Origin of the sequence: Marinobacter goseongensis, from assembly GCF_023156235.1 — a bacterium.
GTDB lineage: Bacteria > Pseudomonadota > Gammaproteobacteria > Pseudomonadales > Oleiphilaceae > Marinobacter > Marinobacter goseongensis.
On the sequence record NZ_JAKZAI010000045.1, the window covers coordinates 1 to 8052 of the forward strand.

The 8052-nt window shown below is 53.2% G+C and carries 7 protein-coding genes; all 7 read right to left on the bottom strand.

Annotated features, from left to right (window positions below; genetic code table 11):
* Nucleotides 1-70: 70 nt before the first annotated feature.
* Entirely contained in the window at nt 71-967 is an 897-nt protein-coding gene (locus tag MLC70_RS17880; RefSeq protein WP_248185801.1) for a tyrosine-type recombinase/integrase, read from the bottom strand.
* A gap of 593 nt (nt 968-1560) precedes the next feature.
* A complete protein-coding gene (locus tag MLC70_RS17885) occupies nt 1561-4533 on the bottom strand; it encodes a Tn3 family transposase (protein WP_248185803.1) in 2973 nt (990 codons plus the stop codon).
* Nucleotides 4534-4614: 81 nt separating this feature from the next.
* Nucleotides 4615-5361: a sterol desaturase family protein gene (locus MLC70_RS17890; protein WP_218972799.1), complete on the bottom strand. Its 747-nt coding sequence runs from the start codon at nt 5359-5361 to the stop codon at nt 4615-4617.
* 68 nt (nt 5362-5429) lie between these two features.
* A complete protein-coding gene (locus MLC70_RS17895) occupies nt 5430-6731 on the bottom strand; it encodes a Glu/Leu/Phe/Val family dehydrogenase (protein WP_248185805.1) in 1302 nt (433 codons plus the stop codon).
* Between the two features lie 88 nt (nt 6732-6819).
* Entirely contained in the window at nt 6820-7167 is a 348-nt protein-coding gene (locus MLC70_RS17900; protein WP_238549467.1) for a group III truncated hemoglobin, read from the bottom strand.
* Between the two features lie 23 nt (nt 7168-7190).
* Nucleotides 7191-7445, bottom strand: coding sequence for a transposase (locus MLC70_RS17905; protein ID WP_008295683.1), 255 nt, complete (start codon nt 7443-7445; stop codon nt 7191-7193).
* 78 nt (nt 7446-7523) lie between these two features.
* On the bottom strand, nt 7524-7976 hold the full coding sequence (locus MLC70_RS17910; RefSeq protein WP_012517609.1) for a DoxX family protein: 453 nt from the start codon (nt 7974-7976) through the stop codon (nt 7524-7526).
* Nucleotides 7977-8052 lie beyond the last annotated feature (76 nt).

Here is an 8052-nt window from a genome sequence, read left to right on the forward strand (position 1 = left end):
CGATGGGTGGCAGCCTTGCTCCGGTCCGGGTGGCAGGCTTCACGTGGAATGGGTGGCAACCTTCAGCGGTTTACGCATCTTTACCGAGATGACGGCGCCAACGTTCAAGGTAGGGAAGGTAGGCGTCCGGAAGAGTAACGGCTCGGTGTTTGTCGCCTTTGCCCAAAATGTTGTAGACCCAGCAGGTTTCGCCATCAATGTCTTGTTTTCGGAAGTCAGAGAATTGCGGAATACGGTCCTCTTCAGTATCTATCTGTCGCGGCGCAAGCTCGCTCACCCGGAGAAAAAGGCACTTCATCGTGACTAAAACGAACAAGTGGCGCTCATAGCGTGGCGATTCGTTAGCTGCACGTTCTAGTGTCTGAAATAGACATTGCCACTGGGCATCGGTGAAGCGCCGATAGGTGGGCTCCGACTCTTCCCGAGCGACTGTTTTTGCTCGCTTATCCCGCCTCGATAGGTCCACCATTGGATCCTTAGCGACATAATCGAGTGCATTGAGATAGCGAAAAAAAGCGGTCAACGTCGTTCGAGCTGCGTTCAGCCGGGACTGACTTGCTCGATATCGACCGGATTTGCCAGGCTGATAGAAGGGACGCCACTGTGGGTTCGGTTTGCGGCCGCATTCCGCGTCTATAAATGCTCGGTAAATAGTGGACGACGTCCAAGAAGCCGGCGGGTTCTTTATGAATTTGTAATAGCGCTTAATGACTTCATTGTCGACGTTGGACAAAGAGCGTTTGCCGAGGCACCAAAGGTAATTTAAGAAACACTGCAATTCACCCCGGTATTGCCGAAATGTGGCCGGCGAATCGTCGTACCGGTGTAAAAACTGGCGTGCGATTTCCCAATCTTGAAGGGCATTCTGTAAATGTAAACGGTCAAACCACTTGGTAAGAGGGCCACAAATAACGTCGATGGTGCAGTCAGATTGGCAATCAAACAGTGGGCTCCCAGGGAACGTCATGCAACATCTCCAGCTCGAGTTAGGCCGATGTGTGGCGTGATAATAAAGTCGGTAACCAAGTAATAAAGTTGGTAACTTCCGGCTTCGCCGTAAACCTGAAATCATTAAGTCACAAGGTTTATCAATAGCTTAATAGACTACCGCCGTACCTTAGTTCGTTCTGTGAACGTGATTTCCCGCCTGAAAGTTACCAACTCTATTCTTTATTCAGGATTTTTCAGCGCGGAAGAATGCGAGCTATAGCGGCGTTTTGTTACCAACCGTTTTATGATCTGACACGATGGATTTCCAGTATGGATGCAAAAGGGTAGCTGTCAGAGCCATTAATGTCCACTACTGTTAATTAGTAGACATTATATGCAAAAGACTCTGTTTAGACCGCTGCCTTTATCTGCGGCTCAAATGATTTAGTTACCGGGGCACCTATCCTTCAGTATCGCACCATGGTGTACGCGCAGGCAGTTTTCGCTTCACAGCAAAAACAGATTTTTTGGCTGTTTGCGGGGCTGCGGATGCGAATCGCTGTTTAACCAAAAAGAGGGTCGGCAACGATTCTGACGAAATCCTCCAAAATGTGCCTTAACCTATTGTATTTAAATTATTTTGGCGTTGTAGCTCATGGGTGAAACCTGCCGTTCAAAATCAAGCGTATAATCGCCAAATCGGTTGATATGGTCCGTGCGGTATGGGGCCAACCCTTTGAGAATATCGTGATCTATATGATGACCTTGATCCTTGAGAGCTTTAAGAGTCAACGTCATCGACTCCACATTGTGAAGAATGACCAGGTTGGCCACCAAATGGTTATATTTGATCACCTTCCGTTGCTCGTGGCGGATATTCTCGGCGATCACCCCCTCGCCGCCGAAGAATAGCCATTTCACGAACTGGTTGAATTCTTCCGTTTTGTTCGTTTCCGCATGAATGGTTCGCCGCAACTCCACGTTGCCAATGTAATCCAAAAGAAAGGTCGTCCGAACAACCCTCCCCAGTTCCCGGAAAGCAAAGTAGAGTTTGTTCTTGAGGCTTGCGGTACCCAAGCGCCGCAGTATCGTGGAGGGTGCGATCTTGCCAGCCTTGATCGATAGCGCCACCCGGAGCATGTCGGGTACATGTGTTTCAATCAGTTTCCAGTTGACGGTTTCGCTGAATAAGGCATTGATGTGCTCATACCGCTGGCGTTTATCGGGCTTGTAGAACACCAGTTGCTTCAGATTCCGGATTCGGGGCATGAGGTTGATACCCAGCAGATAAGCCAACCCGAAGACGGGCGCACTTTGCGCCTGGGTATCGCCATGCAAGGTGTCGGGCTGGATATCGGAATCGTTTTTGATCAGCCCATCAAGGATGTAAATGGCCTCATAAACGCCGCAAGGAATGAAGTGGCTGAACAGCGCGATGTATTTATCCGAGACGTGGTAGTAGCCCACCCCGCCATAGCCACCGTACCGTATGTGGTATTCCGATAGCAGATTCTGTTCGTACAGATTCCATTTTGTGCCATCGGCGGCAGCCCGCTGGCCAGTTCCCCAGTGTCGCGGCAGCCGGTAGCGGTTGTAGGCATTGATAACCTGCACAATGGCCTGCTCCAAGCGCTCTTCGGTGACGTGCCGCAGGTTGAGCCAGGACACCTGCCGGCGATTAAGTGTCGTGATGGATCGGGCGGTCTGAGTTGGCCCGAGATTGCAGCCATAGCAAAACAAGGTCGAAACAAAGCGGGTACGTGGGTCTTCCAGCTTGCTCTCAAAACCGGAAAGTGGTCCAAAGCGTTTGTGGAGCCCCAGCCATTTTTCGGCTTCCACCAGGATGTCGAGAATATTCTTTTCGGGCAAATTCTGGGATAACTGTTTGTCAATTTCGGCCAGCCCATCGGGAGGCGCTGTGCGACGGTGCTTCCGGATCACCAGCTCTTCACCATTGAAGACGGCGTATTCATTCTCCGGGAAGTTACGGTCAATGCGGTCCGCCGTTTCGCTCAAGCGTGAGCGGGCCTGCGCCACAAAAGCGGCTGGGTCGGATGCGATATCAACCATCGCACTGTAGTCCGCTATTTGGGCATCATAGACACTCCAATCCACGAGCTGATCGCGGTAGTCGCTGTACTGGTCGCTATTCGCGACCGCGAGATCGCCGGAAATCAGTTCACGCTTCACCTGCGTTAGTACGCCCAGCTCGAAATACTTCCGGTAGACCATACCGGGCAGTAGCTGGCTTGACCCGGACCCCAATATGAGACGGCGCCAACGCTCCGGTAGCCAGGACACGTCGACGGGTTGAGTGCTGAGCACAAGGCATTCCTTGCGGCTGTGCCGGTGCTTTTTCAGAGTCGCAATCGCCTCAATCAAGGATTGATCGTGGCTGGTTGCCGTCAGATCCAGTAGTTCAAGGCAATTGAATAGCAGGGGGCGTAACGGGCGATAGGGTTGCAGCATAAACGGGATGAAGTTATTGCCAGCATAGGCCATGTGTTCCTCACACTCGGCCAGTAATTCATCAGGGTCGCTCTGGATGGCAGCCGCCACTCGGGCACCTCGCTCGGAATCCGTCGGCGCTTCCTGAACGGCGGTCAGCACGTCACGCAGTTGAGCGACCAGTTTGTCCATCCGTTTCATGTGATCCAGATGATACTGGTTCAGGTTGGCTTCCGCCTTAGTCTTGATGTTGCGCATCTTGCGGACAAAGATGTCGACGGCATCGTCCATTGCGCGACGCAATTGGGCATGGACCAACAGAATCATCAAGGCATAGCGTTTGGTGCTTTGCATAGCCTTGATGTTGGCCGCGCCAAGCGCTCGTGCTTCCAGTATGAAGTGGTGATACTTGGCGGCTGGAATGTGATCAACAGCGGGCAATCGTTGACACCAGCCCTGAAGCCATTCCAGGTGCTGAAGATACTTCTTCACTTCCGTATTGGTCGGCTTTTTGGGTTCCTGTTTCAGTTTATGCCAACTGGTATGAGATGAATCGTCTGGCACTTGCAGCAGCCGGTCAAATTCCTGTTTTTGCTGCGCCGTCAAACCCGCACTGAGCGTCCGAAAGTAACCTGTATTAACCGTGCTGCGAGCCTGACGCGCGGACCGTTGCAGCGTTGAAAACCCCGGCAGTTCAAAACGCTGGCGCACCAGCTCTTCGATCACCACATTGATAATGTCCGCCAGATCTTGCTTGGTGGTTGCCGCTTCACGCGCCAAGTCCCTCACGATAGCCTTGCCTTCGACGGTAAACGCCTTGATGCCCACCTGTTGACGAATCGCGTCCAACATCCGCTGACGGGCGCCACCATTGCGGTCGTATTCCCTGAGCTGGCTCAATGGGACGGGTAAAAGGTCGTCGCAGGCCAGGATATGCGCTGTGATGGGCCGCGGGACCGTTTTGAGATTCACGAAGTAGCCTAAGCGCTGAACCGTTTTCAGGAGAATTAACAAGGCACCACGAGCAGCCGGTGTTCGGCCGTGCTTTCTGGCAAAGGCACATTCTTTGGCGGTGGGTGTATAGATTTCCGCCAGTTCCTGTTCAGAGACGTCCGCCTTCAATCGCGGATAGGCGGTTTCGTGGAGGCCACTCATGTACGGACCTTTTCTATCAGTGCCCCATGATGAGGTCTTTCCGATTAAATGAAGAACTCCTGATGATAGTGCTTACAATGATCAGGGGCGTCGGTAGGTGCTGCGAAATGGCTGAATCAGCATCTGATCCAACCGGAGGTCCCGCGGCTCTCGAAAATCCTCGATGCCGATGACCATTCCAATATGGCCAGCGGCAGGTTTATCCCGATAGGTGCCAAAAAACCGGTCCCACCAAGGCAAATTAAAACCAAAGTTGCTATTTGTCTCTTCAGGAACAATCGAATGATGCACGCGGTGCATATCCGGCGTGACCACCAACCGTCTCAACTTTTGCTCCAGCCCTTGAGGCAATCGTACGTTTCCGTGGTTGAACATTGAGGTTGCATTGAGAATCACTTCGAAAATCAGTACCGCAATCGCAGGTGCTCCCAGCGCAACCACGACGGTGATTTTAATGGCCATGGAGAGCACAATTTCCAGAGGATGGAAACGCAGGCCCGTCGTTACGTCGAATTCCAAATCCGCATGGTGCATACGATGCAAGCGCCAGAGCCAGGGCACTGCATGAAAGATGCGATGCTGAAAGTAGATTGCGAGATCAAGCGCGATCGTCCCCAAAAGGACTGACAACCAAACTGGCAGATTGGCCAGATTTAGCAGTCCCCACGCCTGCTCATTCGCCATCACCGCAGCTCCGACGGCGGCCACGGGAAACAATAGCCGAACGACCAGGGTGTCCACCACGACCATCAAGAGGTTATGTGGCCACCGCTGCCGGCGAGTGTAGCGCTGGTCGCGACGTGGTGCGGCGGCTTCGGCAAGTATCATTACAAGCAGGATGCCCGTGAAGATCCCAAGCCGGATGACTGCCTCGTGGTCAAGTATGGCTTTACCTCTTATGCTCGGTGATCGTTGAAATAGCCCTGCGTGCCTTGTTGCGCCATGGCATCGGCGATGCGGCCGATGGCCTGTGTATAGGCCGCGGTCCGCAGCGTTGTGTTACCTTCCTCCGCCCGGTCGAAACAGGCGCCGGCCTCGCGGGCCAGGCGTTCGGTGAGGCGCCGATTGACTTCGTCTTCGGACCAGGTATCACCGATACGGTTCTGCACCCATTCCAGATGGCTGACGATCACACCGCCGGCATTGACCAGTACATCCGGTAGCACCTCGACACCGCGTTTGGCTAATTGGTCATCGGCCGCATTACTGACGGGCCCGTTGGCAATTTCCAGGATCGTGGCGGCATTTACGGTCGCGGCATTTTGCTCGGTGACGGCGTCCTCCAGTGCGGCTAGTACCAGTACATCGACATCAAGAGCCAGCAGCTCTTCGTTGGTCAGTTGCTCGACGTCGGCTTCCTGGCAGATCGATTCATCACAGTAAACCATGCCCTTGAGCTCCCGGTTTTTGTGTTTATGGCGCCAGATCGGGTCTGGATCAAGTCCGTCAGCGGCATGAATGGCACCCTGGGAATCCGACAGCGCGACGATCCGATAGCCGCGCTCGCGGGCCAGTCGGGCGAAGTGATAACCGGCATTGCCGAAACCCTGGACCGCCACACGGAGTTCTTCAGGGGTTTTGCCGCGGCGCTCGGCCCACAGATCAAGCACCTGCAGCGCGCCACGTCCGGTGGCCGCGGTGCGTCCCCTGGAACCGCCCAGCCCTAAAGGCTTGCCGGTGATGGTGGCCGGTACCTGACGGCGTTCGATCTGGGCAAATTCGTCGGCCATCCAGCCCATGATGGTGTCGTTGGTGTTGACGTCCGGTGCCGGGATGTCACTGTTCGGCCCGATAAGGTCATGAAAAGCGCGGATATAGCCACGCGACAGACGTTCCAGTTCCAGTCGGGAGAGCGCCTTGGGATCGACCCGAACACCACCTTTGGCACCGCCGAATGGCAGGTCCACCACGGCGCACTTGATGGTCATCCAGAAGCTCAGCGCAGTGACTTCTTCCGAGCTCACGTCCGGATGGAAACGGATGCCCCCTTTGCCCGGCCCACGCGTGTCGTCGTAACGAATGCGCCAGGCCGGAAAGAATTGCAAGGCGCCGTCGTCCATGCGGATCGGGATGTTGATTTGTACGGTTTGCTGCGCCTGGGCCAGACGCCTGCGAACGTCCTCAGGGACGTCAAGTTGGTCAAAAATCCCGTTCAGGTGACCGTCGTCACCGAAGCTTTGGTCGTTGGAATGACTCATGGTTGTGACTCCTTATCGAACCCGAAAAAGTGTTTTGCGATGTCTTATGATTCAGCTTTCCATTGAAAGTGGGTTGTGCGATCGTCCGTTACGTGCTGATAGGTGAACGTGTAAGTCGCACAAGATTCCCCGCGATCCGTGTTGCTAATGTCTTGGCGCGGTCTGCGCTCGGCCCTGTAAAATCTGCGTTCACGGTCTCCCGAAACAGCTCCAGCCAGCGCTCAAAGTCATCTAGCTGCAAAGGGTGTTGCTCGTGCAACGCCAAGTGGCGGGCGACCATGTTGCTCTGGTAGCCGTCGCGTTCGCCGAGCAGCAGCTTGCACCAATAGGCGCGGATACACGGCAGGTGCGTTCTGAGGTCAATTTCTGCCACATCCAAGAACAGCGGACGCAGGCGATCATCGGCCAGGACCTTCCGGTAGAAAGCGTCCAGCATTTCGGCGATAGCCTCGGGCGAGTCTAGATCGCGCGGCGTTGACTGCATTTCAAGATCGGATCGCTCAGGTTATAGAACAATGGCATACAATGAACGCGCAGCATGGAAGACAACGGGACAGGAGGCCGTCCGTCCTGACCTTTTGGGTAATAATGCGCTACGTTCTTCTCCAGCTGTTTCCAGGGAATCAACGTGTCCATTCGTTCGAGAAAGATTTCGCGGCGAATTTTGCTCTTCTTGGTCTGGTACTCGGCTTCGGAGAGGGTTAACTGGTTCATGGCGGCAACGATCCTATGCGGTTGACGAGAGCTATATTATCGCCTATGTCGAACACTTCAATCAGAGTCTTCAGAGTTTTAAACACCCTTACTCTGTTTTCTCCAATTGTCTATGGAGTACAGACCTCCGCCAGTAATTATTAACACCATGTTTATCCCGAATAATGGAATATCTTTCATAAGCAAATGTGCATGAGGAGAAGTAATGCCATGCATCGCAGCGATATTCCAAACACCGACAATAATCATAATAATCATTAATGCTTGTGCTATTGAAGCAAGTCTTGTGAACAGGCCTAAGAGAAGCATTACTCCAGTTATTATTTCGGCTATTGCCAGAATAAAGATGAAATGCGCCGGACTCATGGGTAGCAAATCAATTACCCAGCTTTTACTCACCATCGCAACTCTCGGTTCAGGATAAATTAGCTTGGGAACGATGCCCATCCAAACCCACAATAGGCCAACAATGACCCGGAGTATAAGTGGTATGTATTTCTCTTTACTTAACAGTTGATTGTCGAAATTCATTTAGGGAGGGTCTGATTAACGCCTGATTTATCGCTGAATCGCTTTTCAACTCGAAAAAAAGCCATTCAAGCGCGAT

Excerpts from the sequence above, each read along its gene's own strand:
- MLC70_RS17880 (WP_248185801.1), bottom strand. The coding sequence starts at position 967 with ATGACGTTCCCTGGGAGCCCACTGTTTGATTGCCAATCTGACTGCACC.
- MLC70_RS17885 (WP_248185803.1), bottom strand. The coding sequence starts at position 4,533 with ATGAGTGGCCTCCACGAAACCGCCTATCCGCGATTGAAGGCGGACGTC.
- MLC70_RS17890 (WP_218972799.1), bottom strand. The coding sequence starts at position 5,361 with ATGATACTTGCCGAAGCCGCCGCACCACGTCGCGACCAGCGCTACACT.
- MLC70_RS17895 (WP_248185805.1), bottom strand. The coding sequence starts at position 6,731 with ATGAGTCATTCCAACGACCAAAGCTTCGGTGACGACGGTCACCTGAAC.
- MLC70_RS17900 (WP_238549467.1), bottom strand. The coding sequence starts at position 7,167 with ATGCTGGACGCTTTCTACCGGAAGGTCCTGGCCGATGATCGCCTGCGT.
- MLC70_RS17905 (WP_008295683.1), bottom strand. The coding sequence starts at position 7,445 with ATGAACCAGTTAACCCTCTCCGAAGCCGAGTACCAGACCAAGAAGAGC.
- MLC70_RS17910 (WP_012517609.1), bottom strand. The coding sequence starts at position 7,976 with ATGAATTTCGACAATCAACTGTTAAGTAAAGAGAAATACATACCACTT.